At 68.1% G+C, this 15,976-nt stretch carries 17 protein-coding genes; 9 read left to right on the top strand and 8 right to left on the bottom strand.

Annotated elements, in window-relative coordinates; translation table 11 throughout:
* The first annotated feature begins 11 nt into the window (after window positions 1-11).
* Window positions 12-491, top strand: a complete 480-nt coding sequence (gene soxR, locus VK92_RS01675; protein WP_021163951.1) for a redox-sensitive transcriptional activator SoxR — start codon at window positions 12-14, stop codon at window positions 489-491.
* 54 nt (window positions 492-545) lie between these two features.
* Here soxR and VK92_RS01670 read toward each other — a convergent pair whose 3' ends face one another.
* Window positions 546-1,307 (bottom strand): SDR family NAD(P)-dependent oxidoreductase, encoded by a 762-nt coding sequence (locus VK92_RS01670; RefSeq protein WP_048021968.1) that lies wholly within the window; start codon window positions 1,305-1,307, stop codon window positions 546-548.
* A 108-nt stretch (window positions 1,308-1,415) separates the two neighbouring features.
* Between VK92_RS01670 and VK92_RS01665 the strand changes: the two genes are divergently transcribed.
* Complete coding sequence (locus VK92_RS01665; protein WP_048021970.1) at window positions 1,416-2,327, top strand: LysR family transcriptional regulator; 912 nt, start codon at window positions 1,416-1,418, stop codon at window positions 2,325-2,327.
* A 22-nt stretch (window positions 2,328-2,349) separates the two neighbouring features.
* Here the strand turns inward: VK92_RS01665 and VK92_RS01660 are convergent, their stop codons facing one another.
* Entirely contained in the window at window positions 2,350-3,003 is a 654-nt protein-coding gene (locus VK92_RS01660) for a TetR/AcrR family transcriptional regulator (protein WP_048021972.1), read from the bottom strand.
* Between the two features lie 148 nt (window positions 3,004-3,151).
* On the opposite strand from VK92_RS01660, the gene VK92_RS01655 reads away from it, so the two are divergent.
* The 3 genes from VK92_RS01655 (at window position 3,152) to VK92_RS01645 (ending at window position 5,208) form a co-directional block, all read left to right on the top strand.
* Window positions 3,152-4,444, top strand: a complete 1,293-nt coding sequence (locus VK92_RS01655; protein WP_048021974.1) for an NAD(P)/FAD-dependent oxidoreductase — start codon at window positions 3,152-3,154, stop codon at window positions 4,442-4,444.
* 44 nt (window positions 4,445-4,488) lie between these two features.
* Window positions 4,489-4,887: a DUF3331 domain-containing protein gene (locus VK92_RS01650; protein WP_021163619.1), complete on the top strand. Its 399-nt coding sequence runs from the start codon at window positions 4,489-4,491 to the stop codon at window positions 4,885-4,887.
* 75 nt (window positions 4,888-4,962) lie between these two features.
* Window positions 4,963-5,208, top strand: coding sequence for a hypothetical protein (locus VK92_RS01645; RefSeq protein WP_231600511.1), 246 nt, complete (start codon window positions 4,963-4,965; stop codon window positions 5,206-5,208).
* 27 nt (window positions 5,209-5,235) lie between these two features.
* On the opposite strand, the gene VK92_RS01640 is transcribed toward VK92_RS01645, so the two are convergent.
* The 3 genes from VK92_RS01640 to VK92_RS01630 all read right to left on the bottom strand — a co-directional run bounded on the left by VK92_RS01640 (window position 5,236) and on the right by VK92_RS01630 (window position 10,019).
* Window positions 5,236-6,582, bottom strand: a complete 1,347-nt coding sequence (locus VK92_RS01640; RefSeq protein WP_048021976.1) for an ABC transporter ATP-binding protein — start codon at window positions 6,580-6,582, stop codon at window positions 5,236-5,238.
* Between the two features lie 11 nt (window positions 6,583-6,593).
* Entirely contained in the window at window positions 6,594-8,348 is a 1,755-nt protein-coding gene (locus VK92_RS01635; protein ID WP_021163622.1) for an ABC transporter permease, read from the bottom strand.
* Between the two features lie 81 nt (window positions 8,349-8,429).
* On the bottom strand, window positions 8,430-10,019 hold the full coding sequence (locus tag VK92_RS01630) for an inorganic phosphate transporter (protein ID WP_048021977.1): 1,590 nt from the start codon (window positions 10,017-10,019) through the stop codon (window positions 8,430-8,432).
* A gap of 255 nt (window positions 10,020-10,274) precedes the next feature.
* On the opposite strand from VK92_RS01630, the gene VK92_RS01625 reads away from it, so the two are divergent.
* From VK92_RS01625 to VK92_RS01610, 4 genes are all read left to right on the top strand, one after another.
* Window positions 10,275-11,219 (top strand): metallophosphoesterase family protein, encoded by a 945-nt coding sequence (locus VK92_RS01625; protein ID WP_048021979.1) that lies wholly within the window; start codon window positions 10,275-10,277, stop codon window positions 11,217-11,219.
* Between the two features lie 25 nt (window positions 11,220-11,244).
* Entirely contained in the window at window positions 11,245-11,577 is a 333-nt protein-coding gene (locus VK92_RS01620) for a cupredoxin domain-containing protein (RefSeq protein ID WP_021163625.1), read from the top strand.
* 92 nt (window positions 11,578-11,669) lie between these two features.
* Window positions 11,670-12,131, top strand: coding sequence for a cupin domain-containing protein (locus VK92_RS01615; RefSeq protein ID WP_048021981.1), 462 nt, complete (start codon window positions 11,670-11,672; stop codon window positions 12,129-12,131).
* A gap of 223 nt (window positions 12,132-12,354) precedes the next feature.
* Entirely contained in the window at window positions 12,355-13,494 is a 1,140-nt protein-coding gene (locus VK92_RS01610) for a patatin-like phospholipase family protein (protein ID WP_048021983.1), read from the top strand.
* 94 nt (window positions 13,495-13,588) lie between these two features.
* Here VK92_RS01610 and VK92_RS01605 read toward each other — a convergent pair whose 3' ends face one another.
* The 3 genes from VK92_RS01605 to VK92_RS01595 are packed head-to-tail and all read right to left on the bottom strand — an operon-like array spanning window position 13,589 to window position 15,745.
* On the bottom strand, window positions 13,589-14,758 hold the full coding sequence (locus tag VK92_RS01605; RefSeq protein WP_048021984.1) for an alpha/beta fold hydrolase: 1,170 nt from the start codon (window positions 14,756-14,758) through the stop codon (window positions 13,589-13,591).
* Between the two features lie 28 nt (window positions 14,759-14,786).
* The gene (locus VK92_RS01600) at window positions 14,787-15,053 is read right to left on the bottom strand and encodes a hypothetical protein (protein ID WP_131723304.1); all 267 of its coding nucleotides are present in this window, start codon (window positions 15,051-15,053) and stop codon (window positions 14,787-14,789) included.
* 11 nt (window positions 15,054-15,064) lie between these two features.
* On the bottom strand, window positions 15,065-15,745 hold the full coding sequence (locus VK92_RS01595; protein WP_048021988.1) for an HAD family hydrolase: 681 nt from the start codon (window positions 15,743-15,745) through the stop codon (window positions 15,065-15,067).
* Window positions 15,746-15,976: the final 231 nt, after the last annotated feature.

The raw sequence follows: 15,976 nt of genomic DNA, 5'->3' as shown, positions 1-15,976 counted from the left end.
GGAGGGGTGTCATGGGTATCCAGGAAATCCCGCAATGGCCGCTGATGTCGATTCGCGAAGTGGCCGCGCGCAGCGGCGTGCCGGCGTCGACATTGCGGTTCTACGAGACGCGCGGGCTCATCAAGTCGCACCGCAACGGCTCGAGCCATCGCCACTATTCGCGCGCGGTGCTGCGGCTGATCGCGTTCATCGTGTTCGCGCAGAAGATCGGCTATTCGCTCGACGAGATCGCCGAGCAGCTCGTCAGCCTGCCCGAGGACACCGCGCCGAGCAACAAGGATTGGCAGCGGCTGTCGCGCGGCTGGAAGCAACGCGTCGCGAGCCGGATCGAGGAGCTGCAGCGGCTCTACATCAACCTCGACGAATGCATCGGCTGCGGCTGCCTGTCGCTGAAGCGCTGCAAGCTGACGAACCCGGAAGACCGCGCGGGCCGCAACGGGCCCGGCGCGCGGCGCTGGCTCGGCGATGCGCCGCCCACGGACCTCGAATGACCGACGGCCGGGCGACGCGCGCGACGCCGTGCCCGGCCGCCGGTACGGATGGCGTCACCCGACGCGCCAGCCGCCGTTCACCGAGATCGTCGCGCCGGTGACGAACGATGCGCGCGGCCCGGCGAGCCACGCGACCGCGTCCGCGATGTCGTCCGGATGCCCGGCGCGGCCGGCCGGCGTCTGCTCGCGAATCGTCGCCGCGATGGCCGGCGCGACACCGCCGTCGCCGAAGAAGCGTGTGTCGGCGATATAACCTGGCGCGACCGTATTGACCGTCGTGCCGCGCGGCCCGAGTTCGCGCGCGAGCGCGACGGTGAACCCTTCGACGCCGGCCTTCGCCGCCGCGTATGCCAGGCCGCCCGGCAGCAGGCTGCCGGCGCGCGCCGCGATCGAGCCGAGATTGACGATCCGCGCGTCGCGCCCGGCCAGGTGCGGCAGCACGGCGAGGGTCGTCACGAACAGGCTTTTCAGGTTCGCGTCGAGCACGGCATCCCACACGGTCTCGGCCTCGCCCGCCTCCGTGTCCGCGCTCACGCGGCCGGTCAGCCCCGCGTTGTTGACCAGCACGTCCACGCAAGGCCACTGCGCGACGATCGCGGCGACCGCCGCCTCGGCCTCGCGCCGCACGCTCAAATCAGCGGCCTGCCCGATCGCCGCGGCGCCGAGACGCGCGACGGCCGCGTCCAGCCGCGCCATGTCGCGCCCGACGATCGCGACGCGATACCCGTCCTCCACCAGCCGCCGTGCGATCGCGAAGCCGATCCCGCTCGACCCGCCCGTGACGATCGCTGTCCGTTGCCGTTCACTGTCCGTCATGTCCTGCCCTCCCGAATGTTGACGATTGGCGACAGTGCAAGTCTGGGCGTGGTGAGGTGATAGGTAAAATACGAATTCGATGATCCACTGATACACGAGAGGTATCGCATGATCGATCTGCGCCAGTTCAGGCAATTCATCGCGGTTGCCGAGACGCTCAGCTTCCGGCGTGCGGCCGAGCGGCTGCACATGGCGCAGCCACCGCTCAGCGCGGCGATCCGCAAGCTCGAGGACGAGCTGGGCGTCTCGCTGCTCGAGCGCGACAACCGCGGCTCGACGCTCACGCCGGCCGGCGAGGCCTTCCTGCTCGAAGCGCGGCGCGCGCTCGAACAGGCCGAGCGCGCGGTGGCCGCGGCCCGCCGCGCGGGCGCGGGCCTTGGCGGCACGCTGCGGCTGCGCTTCGTCGACAGCACCGTCAACGCGCTATTGCCGCTGATCTTGCGGGCGTTCCAGGAGCGCCATCCGGGCGTCGATTTCCAGCTCGAGGAAGGCACGACCGCCGAGCAGGTGCTCGCGCTGCGCCACGACCGCACGGACGTCGGCCTCGTCGTGCTGCCGGTGGCCGACGCGGGCGACGTGCGCGTCGAGCCGCTGCTGCGCGACCGGATGGTCGCGGCGCTGCCCGACGGTCACCGGCTCGCACGCCGCCGGCACATCGCGCTCGCCGACCTCGCGGACGACCCGTGGGTCATGTTCGCCGCGCACCATGGTCCCGGCATGCATGCGCTGCTCGTGACCGCGTGCGCGCAGGCCGGCTTCGCGCCGCGCGTCGTCCAGCAGCCGCGCCAGATGCAGACGACGGCCGGGCTCGTCGCGGGCGGTATCGGCGTCGCGCTGATGCCGCGCCTGTTCGTGCCGATGCAACCGAAAGGCATTACGTTCTGCGAACTGAAGGGTGCGGGCAGCCCGCTCGCGTACGAGCTGGCGATCGCGTACCGGACGCCATCGCCGCTCGTCGATGCGCTGCGCGAGACCGCGCGGAACGCGGTGCGCGAACTGGGGCTGGTTGCCGCGACGTGAGTGTGCGCGTGGCGCGCGGCGCTCAATCGCCGACGAGGTTGAACGCGGCGTCGGTCACGGCACGCCGGAACGCGTCCGGCTGCGTGGGCAGCGACGTGAACTCCAGCATGATGTGGCTGTACGACACCGTGTTGCCGATCGCGGTCGCGATCATGAAGAACAGCACGTTCGGATCGACCGCGCGAATCGCGCCGGCCTGCACGGCGTCCGCCAGCAGCGGGAACATCACGTCGTAATACGGACGGACGAGCCGCTCCTGCAGCCGGTCGAGCCGCCCGCCCACTTCGGTCGCCGCCGTCGAGAAGAACATGCCCATGTCGGGTTCGTCGAACTCATGGTCGACGCACAGCTCGAGTGCGCGCCGCACGCGTTCGCGATGCGACAGCGGCGACGTGCGCAACGCACGCAGCGCATCGAACATCGGCTCGGCGATCTCGACGATCTGCTCGACGACGGCCAGCCACAACGTTTCCTTCGTACCGAAATGATGGGCGATCAGCGCCGCGTCGATGCCCAGCTCGCGCGCGACCTCGCGCACGCTCGTCGCGTCGTAGCCCCGCTTCGCGAACGTACGGCGCGCGGCCCGCAATATCACGTCCGGTCCGACGGACGCCCCGGCCAGCGGCCGCCCTCGCATACGCCGCTTGCCCGGCGCGCGCTCAGTGACTTCAGCCACGTTTCCCTGCTCTCCTTGAACGATTCGAATGCGCCTGTTCCGGCCCTGCTTCAGCACCGCCGAAACCGCGTGATTTGCCCCGCTCCGTTGACACGCGAAGCCGGGAAGCGCTAGGATCATACCTTATTCATCACGTGATGATTTATCCATGGCAACCCCTACACGTATCGTCATCGTCGGCGGCGGGATCGCCGGACTGCAGCTCGCCACGCGTCTGGGCGAGCGTCTCGGCCGGTCCGGGCGCGCACAGGTCACCGTCGTCGACCGCAGCCCGACCCACATCTGGAAACCGATGCTGCACACGATCGCGGCCGGTACGCGCGACGTGCAGCAGCAACAGGTGATCTTCCTCGCCCATGCCCGCGATCACGGTTACACGTACCAGCCCGGCGAACTGAAGGGGCTCGATCGCGCGCGACGCCGCGTGCAGCTCGGCGAGATCCGCTCGCAGGACGGCGAACTCGTGCTCGACGCCCGTGAACTCGAATACGACGTGCTGATCCTCGCGCTCGGCAGCCAGGCCAACGATTTCGGCACGCCGGGCGTACGCGAGCACTGCTATTTCATCGATAGCCAGCCGCAAGCCGAGACCTTCAACGAAGCGTTGCGGATGCGCGTATTTCGCAGCATCGCGCGCGACGAGCCGTTCCGCGTCGCGATCGTCGGTGCCGGCGCGACCGGCGTCGAGCTTGCCGCGGAGCTGAGCCGCCTGCTGGAAGTGGCACAAGCCTATGGCGACGAAACGGTACGCGACCGGCTGCAGCTCACGCTGCTTGAAAGCGGCCCGCGCATCCTCGCCGCATTTCCGCCGAAGATCTCCGCATCGGCACAGCAACGGCTCGAACAGATCGGCTTTCACGTGCTGACGTCGACCCGCGTCACGTCGGCCGACGCGAACGGCTTTCACTACGGCGACGGTTCGTTTGCGGAAGCCGACCTGATGGTGTGGGCAGCCGGCGTGAAAGCGCCCGATTTCATGCAGGCGCTCGGCGGCCTCGACACGAATCGCGCGAACCAGATCGTCGTCGGCCCGACGCTGCAGGCAACGGGCGACGAACACGTGTTCGCGATCGGCGATTGCGCGAGCCTGTTGCCCGACGGCCAGGAACGACCGCTGCCGCCCACCGCGCAGGTCGCGACGCAGCAGGCCGAGCATCTCGCGAAGCACCTGCCCGCGTGGCTCGACGGCAAGCCGATGCCGCCGTTCGCGTTCCACGATTTCGGCGCGCTCGTGTCGATCAGCGAGTACGACGCGTTCGGCACGCTCGGGCAGTTCGGGTTCTTTCGTGGCGGCTTCATCCAGGGGCGTCTCGCGCAGTTCAGCCACCTGATGCTCTACCGGCGGCACCAGCAGGTGCTGCACGGCTTCTCCAAGGCGAGCCTGCTGTGGATCGCCGAACGGATCAACGGCTGCGCGCGGCCGCGCATCCGCCTGTCGTGATGCCGCGCGTCGCGGTGCCGCGTAACGTTTCGAGGAAAACTGACATGAACAACCGTATCGCCCCCTGGCTCATGACCGTCGCCGCGATCGGCAGCTTCGACATGCCGTCCGTCTCGTGGGGCACGCCGCGGCGGCGCAGCGTCACGCGCGACCGGCTGCCGTCGTGGGACGCGACGAGCAAGCCGGCCATCAGCGTACTCGAGCGGCCCACCGCCGACACCGTGATGATTTCCTGGCGCGACGCATGCACCGGGCACTACGGTTATCAGAAGTGGCGGCTGTTCACCACGCGCAAGCGCGGCGTGTGCGCGCTGTCGGGCCAGCCGATCGAGATCGGCGACAGCGTCTATGCACCGCAATTGCTCGGCTCGACGCCGGGCAACGCCGCCGCGATGGTGCTGGCCGCGTGCATCGACGCGGCCCGCCCCGCCGAGGCCGCCTGAAGGCGCGGGATACCGCGTCAGGACCAGCGCGACAGCATCCGGTTCGCGCAAGCTGCACACCAGCTCGGCACGCGCGTGCTGCTGGTCACCGACGAATGGCATTCGCCGATCGGGGAATGTGCGGAGATCGTGCTGCGGATCCAGCGGCAGCCGTTCGCGATGCTGCAGACCAACGTGCCGGCGCTCGCGCTCACCGGAGCGCTCGTGATCGGCGTGACGAACCGGTTGCCCGAGCTGGCAAGGCAGCGGATGGAGAGGATCGAATCGCTCAATACCGGCGGAATCGAGCAGCACGCCAACAGTCGCGATCTGCCCGAATGACGATCGCTCGCCATTCGGGCACGGACTTCAGCTCTCGACATCCTCGAGGCTGAACACTTCCGTCTTGTCGTTGTACGAAAAGACTTCGCCGTAACGCCCCCAGTCGATCACCGCGTCGAGCGTTTCCTCGGCGGCTTCATCGGACAGGAAATCCTCCAGCTCCTGCTCGAAGCGCACACGCGGCGCGCGATGGCCCGGACGCTCGTTCAGCACCTTCCTGATCCGTGCAGCCAGCGGCACGTGCTTCAGCAGGTGGTCGGCGAACATCAGCTTGCGCTCCTGCGTGCCGAATTCCGCGAACACACGCGCCGGCGGCGTCAGGAACACGTCCCCTTCCCGCACGTCCGCGAAGCCGAGGTATTGCAGTACTTCGGCGATCGGAAACAGTTCGTCGACCTCGAGGTGCAGCGTGCGCGCGATTTCCGGCATGTCCGCGCGGCCATGGTACGGCGCCATCGCCAACGTTTCGATCAGGCCGGCCATCAGGTTGGTCGACACGCGCGGCATCCAGCTGCCGAGCTCCAGCCCCTTCTTCGTCGCTTCGCCGGTCTGCCGCGCGGTCATCTTCGCGTAGATGTCGTCGACGAGCTTGCGGAAATCCGTGTCGAGCCGGTTGCGCGGATGCTTGAACGGCACCTTGATCTCGGCGATCACACGGCCCGGGTTCGACGACAGCACCAGGATCCGGTCGCACATGAACACCGCTTCCTCGATGTTGTGCGTAACGATCAGCACCGACTTGATCGGCATGCGGCCCTGCGTCCACAGATCGAGCAGGTCGGTACGCAGCGTCTCGGCGGTCAGCACGTCGAGCGCGGAGAACGGCTCGTCCATCAGCAGGATCGTCGGATCGACAACGAGCGCGCGCGCGAAGCCCACGCGCTGGCGCATGCCGCCCGACAGCTCGCGCGGGTACGCGTTCTCGAAACCGTCGAGACCGATCAGGTCGATCGCGGCGAGCGCACGCTCGCGCCGCTCGCGCGCGCCGACGCCGAGCGCCTCCAGCCCGGCTTCCACGTTCTGCAGCACGGTGAGCCACGGGAACAGCGCGAAGGTCTGGAACACCATCGCGACGCCTTCGGCCGGGCCGCGCAGCGGCTTGCCGAGGTAGGTCACCTCGCCGCCGGTCGGCTCGATCAGCCCGGCGATGATGCGCAGCAGCGTCGACTTGCCCGAGCCGGAACGGCCGAGCAGGCCGACGATCTCGCCTTCGCGCAGCGACAGGTTCGCATCGTCGAGCACGAGCAGCTCGCCCTGCGTCTTGTTGAAGCCGCGACAGACGTGCTCCACACGCAGGATTTCTTCGCCGAGGCGCGGCGGCTGCAGCGGCTGGGACGTCTTGACGGGGGCGTTGATAACGTTCGAATTTTGCATCGCGCTTACTCTCAATCGAGACGGAGCCGGGATTCCGCATAGGCGTACATCGGACGCCACAGCAGACGGTTGAACAAGGTGACGAACAGGGACATCACGGCGATGCCCAGGATGATCTTCGGAAAATCGCCGGCGGCGGTGGTCTGCGCGATGTACGAGCCCAGGCCGTGCGCGACGACCTTCGTGTCGCCCCACTGCACGAACTCGGACACGATGCTCGCGTTCCACGCGCCGCCCGACGCGGTGATCGCACCCGTCACGTAGTACGGGAAGATGCCGGGCAGGATCGCCTGCCGCCACCACTGCCAGCCACGGATGCGGAAATTCTTCGTCGCTTCCTTGTAGTCGTTCGGGTAGGACATCGCGCCGGCGATCACGTTGAACAGGATGTACCACTGCGTGCCGAGCACGATCAGCGGCGACAGCCAGATGTCGGCATTCAGGTGGAAGTGGACGATCACGATCACGAACACCGGGAACAGCAGGTTCGCCGGGAACGCCGCGAGGAACTGCGCGAGCGGCTGGATCTTCTCCGCCAGCTTCGGGCGCAGCCCGATCAGCACGCCGAGCGGCACCCAGACCAGCGACGCGATCGCGATCAGCACCAGCACGCGCAGCAGCGTGACGAGCCCGAGCCCGAGCACGTGGCCGACCTCGCCCATCGTCACGCCGGTCGCGACGAAGCTGACGACGCGCCACGCGACATACAGCGTCAGCAGGATCACGAACGCGCCCCACACGATGTCGCCGATGCGCGACGAGCGGCGCGCCGATGCGCCGCGCGCACGCGTGCCCTGCAGCGACGGCGCGCGCAGCGGAATCCGCGCGGCCTGCGACAGCAGCCAGCCGGCCGGCACGAGCAGCTGATGGATCAGGTGCGTGCGGCGCATCATGTCGAGCAGCCAGGATTGCGGCGCATCGCCCGACGCGGTGTTCTCCATCCGGAACTTGTCGGCCCACGCGACGAGCGGGCGGAACAGGAACTGGTCATAGGCGAGGATCACGACCGACATCGCGACGATCACCCAGCCGACCGCACCGAGGTTCTTGTCGGAGATCGCCTGCGCGAGATACGCGCCGATGCCCGGCAGCGTGATCGTCTGGTTGCCGACGGTGATCGCCTCGGATGCGACGACGAAGAACCAGCCGCCCGACATCGACATCATCATGTTCCAGATCAGGCCCGGCATCGAGAACGGCACTTCGAGCTTCCAGAAGCGTTGCCACGGCGTCAGGTGAAAGCCGCGCGACACTTCGCTCAGGTCGCGCGGCACCGTGCGCAGCGACTGGTAGAAGCTGAACGTCATGTTCCAGGCCTGGCTCGTGAAGATCGCGAAGATCGCGGCCAGCTCGGCACCGAGCACGCGGCCCGGAAACAGCGCGAGGAAGAACGTGACGGTAAACGAGATGTAGCCGAGCACCGGCACCGACTGCAGGATGTCGAGGATCGGGATCAGCACCATGCCGGCGCGGCGGCTCTTCGCGGCGAGCGTGCCGTAGACGAGCGTGAACGCGAGCGACGCGACCATCGCGGCGAGCATCCGCAGCGTGGTCCGCAACGCGTATTCGGGCAGGTTCGACGGATCGAGCGAGATCTTCTGCGTCTGCAGTACGCCGATCGGCGCCATCGTCTGGTGGAAACCGACGATCGCCATCGCGAGTATGCCGATGATCAGCGGAAACGCGACGGCGTCCCAGCGATTGGGGAGCACGCGCCACGCAGACGCGTTGGCGGTACGGTTCGGGTCGAAGAAACGGAGATCCATCGGTAGCGTCTTGTGTCGAATTGAAAGTCGATGGGTCCGGCCGCGTCCCGCGCGGCCGGGCGTCGCGCCCCCCGGCGCGAATCAGAACAGCCTGTGCAGCGCCCAGTACAACGCCGCCGACAGCGCGATCGATGCGGGCAGCGTCAGCACCCAGGCGAGCACGAGGTTGCGCACGGTATCCCAGCGCAGGCCCGCGCCGCTCGCCGTCATCGTGCCGGCCACGCCCGACGCGAGCACATGCGTCGTCGACACCGGCAGCCCGTAAGCGTCGGCCATCCCGATCGTCAGCATCGCGACGGCTTCGGCCGACGCGCCCTGCCCGTACGTGAGATGCGACTTGCCGATCTTCTCGCCGACCGTCACGACGATCCGCTTCCAGCCGACCATCGTGCCGAGGCCGAGTGCAATCGCGACCGCGACCTTCACCCACGTCGGGATGAATTTCGTTGCGCGGTCCATCTGCTTCCTGAATGCTTCGAGCGCGCTCGCGTCCTCGACCGAGAACGCCGGTGCCTTCGCCTTCTCCATCAGGCGGATCGCCTCGGACGCGACGTACATGTTGTTGCGCACGTTGTCGACGAGGTTCTGCGGCACGCTCGAGATCCCGCCGGCCTGCGCGACCTGGTCGGCAATCGTGTCGGTCAGCTTGCCCAGCGCCGGGATCGTCGCGGCGGTCAGCTTGCGCGTGCGCACGTACGCTTCGACATCGGCACGCGGGTTGGCGGACTGCGCGGCCGGGTCCGCGTACTTGACGAGCGTCGTCGACGCATGGCGCGCGACCGCGACGAACGTGCTCGTCTGGTCCGGCGTCACGGCCTTGTTCAGCGCATACGCGGTCGGCATCACGCCGATCAGGATCAGCATGATCAGGCCCATGCCCTTCTGCCCGTCGTTCGAGCCGTGCGCGAACGACACGCCCGTGCAGGTCAGGATCAGCAGCAGGCGAATCCAGAACGGCGGCGGCGTGTTGCCCTTCGGCTCCTGATACAGCGCCGGCACGCGCACGAGCGCCTTCAGCAGCAACAGCACCAGCGCGGACAGCACGAAGCCGATCAACGGCGAGAACAGCAGCGCCTTGCCGACGCCGAGCGCCTGGTTCCAGTCGACGCCGCTCGTGCCCGACGGGCCGCTGACGATCTGGTTCATCAGGCCGACGCCGATGATCGAGCCGACGAGCGTGTGCGAGCTCGACGACGGCAGGCCGAAATACCAGGTTGCGAGGTTCCACGTGACGGCCGCGATCAGCAGCGCGAACACCATCGCGAAACCCGAGCCGCTGCCGACCTGCAGGATCAGTTCGACCGGCAGCAACTGCAGGATGCCGAACGCGACGGCGCCGCTCGACACGAGCACGCCGCACAGGTTCCACAGGCCCGACCAGACGACCGCGAGGTGCGGATCGAGCGAATGCGTATAGATGACGGTCGCGACCGCGTTCGCGGTGTCGTGAAAGCCGTTCACGAATTCGAAGCCGAGCGCGATCAGCAGCGCGACGACCAGCAGCAGGAACGGGAGGACCGAGCTTTCCTTGACGGGGCTGAGATCGGCACCGAGATGAACACCGACGTAGACGATGCCGCAGGCAATGATCAGAAAAAACAGCGCGAGGCTGACGGCACGCGTGCGGTTGCTGACCGCACCGCTGGTTTCCGTTGCCGCGAGATTCGGCATGAAGGGGCTCCGGAGAGGTGACTCGGAGTGGCAGGCTATCGATCGGCCGTGACGCAAATGTGACGTGTCACTTACAGGACATTGACAGGTCATCTTTCAGGAACAGCGCATTGCCGCGCAATCCGTGAACACGGGTGATCGACCGTGTCGCGCGCGGGAATAAATCCGCCGCTTCGCCGGTATGGCACGCGAAGGCGCCGGTTTATTCCAGGACGATCCGGCCGTCCCGTTTCGTCACACGATTGCGAGGCTCCCATGTCTTCATCGACCCCCACCCGCCCGTCGCGCCGCAAGGCCCTGCAATGCATGGCCTTCGGCGGCCTCGGCACGCTGTTTACGCTGTCGGGCGGCATCCTGACGCCGTTCGACCTGGCGCTCGCGCAGACCGGCGACGCGCTCCCGGCCAACGCGGGCAAGCCGCTGTTCGTGCAGGTCAGCGACACGCACATCGGCTTCAACAAGGATGCGAATCCCGATGTATCGGCCACGCTCAAGCAGACGATCGAACTCGTCAACGGGATGCCCGCGATGCCCGCGCTGGCCATCCACACGGGTGACATCACGCACCTGTCCAAGGCCGCGGAGTTCGACCACGCGTCGCAGCTGCTGTCCGCGCTGCGCGTGCCGGAACTGCATACGGTGCCCGGCGAGCACGACGTCACCGACGGTTCGGGCGCCGAATATTTCAGCCGGTTCGGCAAGGCGTCGGACAACCGCGGCTATTACAGCTTCGATCACGCGGGCGTGCACTTCATCGGCCTCGTCAACGTGATGCACTTCAAGCCGAACGGGCTCGGCAGCTTCGGCGACGACCAGCTCGCATGGCTCGCGCAGGATCTCAAGGGCCGCTCGTCGAGCACGCCGATCGTCGTGTTCTCGCACATGCCGATGTGGACCATCTACGAGCCGTGGGGCTGGGGCACCGGCGACGCGCCGCAGACGATGGCGCTGCTGCGACGCTTCGGCTCGGTCACCGTGCTGAACGGACACATCCACCAGATCGTGTCGAAGGTCGAGGGCAACGTGACGTTCCACACTGCGCGCTCCACCGCGTTCCCGCAGCCGACGGCCGGCAACGGCCCGGGCCCCGTGCCGCTCACCGTGCCGCGCGACCGGCTACCCGCGATGCTCGGCGTGACGACCGTCGAATTCGCGGGCCATCCGGTTGCGTCGTCGCTGCACGATGCAACGCTGGCCTGACGCACCGAACCGCAAGGAGACCGACATGACCCGCTTCAAGCACGCCAGCCTCGTCGCGGCGCTGATCCTGTGCGCCACCGCCCCGCTCGCCGCATTCGCCCAGGGCCCGGACGGCCCGCTCGTGACGATCCGCAATTTCATGTTTTCGCCGATGTCGACCACGATCAAGGCCGGCACGACGGTCACGTGGAAGAACCTCGACGGGGAACCGCATACGGTCGTCAACGACGCCGGCATCTTTCACTCGTCGGCGCTCGACCAGGGCGACACGTACTCGTTCCGCTTCGACAAGCCGGGCGTCTACAAGGTGTTCTGCGGGATTCACCCGTACATGAAGGAGACCATCACGGTGGAATGATGCGGCGCACCACGACACGCGCGGACGAATGGCGGGCAGCGGCGCCTACAATGCCCGCATCCCATTCGCCCGCGTGGCCGACGGAGCCGCCCATGCCCAGGATCGACCTCAGCGCCGTGCCCGAACGCCGCGGCAGCGGCTATCCGCCGCCGTTCGACGCGCCGTGCGCGCAGCGCATCCGCCAGCGCGTCGGCGACGCCGGCGGGTTGCGCGATTTCGGCGTCAACCTGATGCGCGTGCCGCCGGGCGGCTGGTCGGCGCAGCGCCACTGGCATTCCGACGAAGACGAATTCGTCTACGTGCTCGAAGGCGAACTCGTGATGATCGAGGACGACGGCGAAACCGTGCTGCGCGCGGGCGACTGCGCGGCGTTTCCGAAAGGCTCCGGCAACGGCCATCACCTGGTCAACCGGTCGGCGGCGTTCGCCGTCTATCTCGAGGTCGGCTCGCGCTCGCCGGACGACGTGATCACCTGCGCCGACATCGACATGATGAGCCCGAGCCGCGACGGCCGGTTCCTGCACAAGGACGGCACGCCTTACCCGGACGCGTGACGCCGGTCGCTCGCGGATGCACCGCGAGGCACGGCGCGCGCGCCGGACGCCGGCTTCGCGACGCCGACCACCGCGCCTAAGGGCCTAAGGGCCGAAGCGCCGGAAGCGACCGGCGAAGCAGGCGCGAATTGCCGGTGCGCGGCGCGCGATCCCCGCCGGCCATCGCCTACACTGAATCGAGCCATTCGGTTCCGACCCACCTTCACACGCAGCGAGGCGAGCCATGACCGCGAGCGAACCGGCACGCATGAACCTCCCCGGACAAGTCGTGCTCGTGCTCCAGGGCGGCGGCGCACTGGGCGCGTTCCAGCTCGGCGTCTTTCAGGCGATGGACGAAGCCGGGATCCGGCCCGACTGGGTGGTCGGCACGTCGATCGGCGCGATCAACGCGGCGCTGATCGCCGGGAATCCGCCGGAGCAGCGTTACGACAGGCTGTCGGCGTTCTGGCAGCGCGTGACCGAACGAACCCGTTTCGACGTCCCGCCGCTGGTGCCTGGCTGGGACCGGATGCTGGCCGAGCTGATGATCATCGGCGGCGGCATCGCGGGATTCTTCCAGCCCAATCCGGCATCGTGGCTCGGGCCGATGGTGCGCCTCGGCGTCGATCGTGCGTCGTATTACCGGATCGCACCGCTGCGCGACACACTCGCGTCGCTGATCGACCCCGACCTGCTGAACGCGGGCCGCCCGCGCCTGACCGTCAGCGCGGTCAATGCGTGCACCGGCACGATGCGCTATTTCGATTCGCGCGATACGCGGCTCGAGATCGAGCACATCATGAGTTCGGGCGCGCTGCCGCCCGCGTTTCCGGCGATACGGATCGACGGCGAGCCTTACTGGGACGGCGGCGTGTATTCGAATACGCCGGTCGAGGTCGTGCTCGACGACAATCCGCGCCGCAGCTCGGTCATCTTCTCGGTGCAGATGTGGAATCCGGCCGGCCCCGAGCCCGAGAGCATCTGGCAGGTGTCGGAGCGACAGAAGGACATCCAGTACGCGAGCCGCACCGACAGCCACATCGCACGCCAGCAGCAGATCCACCGGCTGCGCCACGTGATCCGCGAACTGGCCCGCCACGTGCCGGAAGCCGAACGCGCGTCGCCGGCCGTGCGCCGGCTCGCCGCGTGGGGATGCGAAACCACGATGCACCTGGTCAAGCTCGCGGCGCCGCGCCTCGCCAGCGACAATCAGCTGAAGGACATCGATTTCACGCCGGCCGGCATCGCGGCCCGCAGGCAAGCCGGTTACGACGCCGCGCGGCGGGCGATCGCCGCACGTCCGTGGGAGCTGCCGACGGACCCGACGGAAGGGCTGACGGTATTCGACCCGGACGCGGCGCCGGGCGCCGAAACACCGGCCTGATGCGCGGCGCCGCCATCGCGCGCCGGCAGCATGGCGAAATCACGCGCGCTCGGCCTCCGTTCGATCGTCGACGCGGAGGTTATCGCACGACGGCTTAAGGCAATTCCGCGCGCACGGCCGACGCGGTACCGGCGACGACCGGACACGATTGCGGCAGCGCCTGCCCGAACAGCACGGCGAGCCCGCAGGCGGACGTGAACATGCCGCGATTGTCGTGCCCGACGCCCGGTACTTCGACGACCTGCTGCGCGAGATCGTCCGGATGCCGCTTCTTCAGGTAGTCGAAATACGCGAGCCCGCGCGCGAGCCGATACGGGCCTTGCGCCATCGCCGCGCACGAACGGTCGATGAAGTGCGTGTAAGGGTTCGTGTCGGCCTGCCCGAGCAAGTACACGACATGACGCGCCGCGTAGCGCGTTTCGAGTGCGCGCACGTCCTGCGACGCGACATAGGGCGGCGCCGACTCCAGCCCGTATTTCCACTCGTTCGCGCGCGGGCAGGTGCCGCCTGCGATCGCCTGGCCGTCCGGCCGTTCGTCGTCGAAATACAGGTAGCTCGACGGGTTCGCGACCACATAACGCACGGCGATGCCGGCCCGTACCAGCGCGTCGCCTTCGTGCCCGGCCACCGCATAGCGCTGCAGCAACTGCGCGCCGGCGGAATGGCCGATCACGACCACGCTCGACAACGCGGGATACAGGCTGCGGTCGGCGAAATGCGCGAGCAATGCGTCGAGCGCGGTGAACGAACTGATCGGCGCCGGCTGGCGGGCCGCGTCGCCGCCCTTCCATCCTTCCTGCGTCCAGGCGAGCGTTTGCGCGGGCAACGAAAACGCGCGCGTATCGGCTCGCGTCAGGAACTGCGGTGCGACGACCATCGTGCCCTTGCCGGCCGCACCGGCCTTGTCGACGACCTCGAGCCCCGAGGCGTAGTACGCGTCGGCATTGCGAAGCGTGCCGTGAACCACGACGAAGACCCGCGTGACATCGGGCGCGGCCTGGTCGAGCGGACGATCGGCGTAGACCGGCAGCACCGCATTGCCCTGCGGCGTATCGACGGCCACGCGCTGGCCGGCGACGGCCTTGACTGGCGCCTCGAGGCGTTCTCGCTGCGTGAGCGTGGCGGCTTCGGCCGGACGCGCGCCGCCCGGCATGCCGATGGCGACACCGGCTGCCGCGAGCGAAACGGCACACGACAGCGTTCGGGCGGCCGGCAGCACGCGCGAGAACCGGAGGTTGGCGAAGGCGACGGAAATGAGTGACATGGCGACGGATCGAGTGGCGGATATGACTTTAACGGCGAGGGTCGCAAAATCCGTCGCCGGTGGCCGGGTGGTCGAACACCGGCACGCGCGGCGAATCGGGCAGCGAATCGGGCAGCGTGCCGATATCCGCTGCGGGCGCATGGTGTTGAGGATCGTAGCAGGGCGAATCGTCGAAGACCCGCTCGCCGACGCGGCGGTTGCGGCCACCCTCGGCAGTGAACGCGTGCTCGACACCGCGATTCCCGCCTCGGCAATGGGCGCAACGCGACTCGCGGCGCGTCGGCGCGGGCGCCACCCAGGGGCGCGTCAGCCCGATGCCGCGGACGAGTCGCACTGCATCCGCTGCACGATCGCGTCCAGTTCGCCGATATGGTTGGCGACCGCCTGCCTGCCCGCACGTGCCCATCCGTCGAACGACGTCATCCCGCTCACCGCGCCGACGAACGCCACGCCGGCGCGCTCGGCCGCCTGCGCGTCCACCGCGTGGTCGCCCACGTAGATCGCCGAACGAGCGGGCAAACCAAGCCGCGCCAACGCCAGCACGAGCCCTTCGGGATCGGGCTTGTGACGCTGCACGTCTTCCCCGCCGATCAGCACGTCGACGAGCGACTGCAACTGGTTCAGCGCAAGGATCGCCTCGATCCGGTAGCGAAACTTCGACGAAACGATCGCGACCGCGAGCCCCTGCTCGCGCAGACGCGCGAGCAGGGGCGGCACCTCGGGATAGATGCGCGTGCCGCGCACCATGATCTCGTCGGCCCGCACCACGAAGTGACGCGCGAACGCGTCGGCCCGCGCCGGCTCGGTTTCGCCCGTCAGCAAGCGGAACATCTCGTGCAGCGGCAGCCCGATCACGGCAGCAATCTGCGCCGGCGTCGCGCCGGCGGCATCCAGCTGATGCAACGCGTACTCCGTGCACGCGACGATCGCGGCGGACGAATCCGCCAGCGTCAGATCGAAATCGAAGATGACGGCCCGAACAGACATGAAAGAACTCCGAAAAAAAATCGGTTCGTGCGCGATGGACGAACCGGCATGACCTTGCGATGCGCACCCGCGCGTCGATCGATCGGCGCGCCTGGCCGGAATACTCGCGATCGGCCGCGTCGAACCCGTCCGGGTCGCGCCTCGCCGCGTAGCATCCCACAGGATGCACAACGCGGTGCATCGCCCGGGCAGATCCGGCGACGAGGCGCTGCTCGAGTTGCCGAAGCTCGC

The sequence above is a fragment of the Burkholderia sp. LK4 genome (genome assembly GCF_001043615.1).
GTDB classification, from domain to species: Bacteria; Pseudomonadota; Gammaproteobacteria; order Burkholderiales; family Burkholderiaceae; genus Burkholderia; species Burkholderia cepacia.
Note: the sequence above shows the minus strand (reverse complement) of the source record. Positions and strands in the feature narration are given on the sequence as shown.